The sequence below is a fragment of the Sodalis-like endosymbiont of Proechinophthirus fluctus genome (assembly GCF_001602625.1).
GTDB lineage: Bacteria > Pseudomonadota > Gammaproteobacteria > Enterobacterales > Enterobacteriaceae.
In genome coordinates, this window is sequence record NZ_LECR01000007.1 from 13,173 (window position 1) to 13,426 (window position 254).

General features: G+C 50.4%; 1 protein-coding gene. It reads left to right on the plus strand.

What is annotated here, in order from left to right:
* Positions 1-116: 116 nt before the first annotated feature.
* A partial coding sequence (locus BG74_RS15535) for an RNA methyltransferase substrate-binding domain-containing protein (RefSeq protein WP_305809559.1) occupies positions 117-254 on the plus strand: 138 nt, incomplete at its 3' end.

Consider the following 254-nt stretch of genomic DNA (forward strand, 5'->3'; position numbering starts at 1 on the left):
CCGCCGCAGGAAACTCGCTGCAGCTTCTGATCGCTCAGAAAACTAATAGCTGGGCCGCTACGTTTATTAACACAACCATAAACGGGCCAGTAGTCCCGTTGCCGATGAAAAATATCATGAGCGAAATTATTTACGGTATTCATGCCTTACAGGCCATACTGGAGCGCGATCCGCAGCGTTTCCTGGATGTATATTTGTTAAAAGGACGCGAAGACCGCCGTTTTCAGCCGCTGGTTCGGCAACTGGAGCAGGCT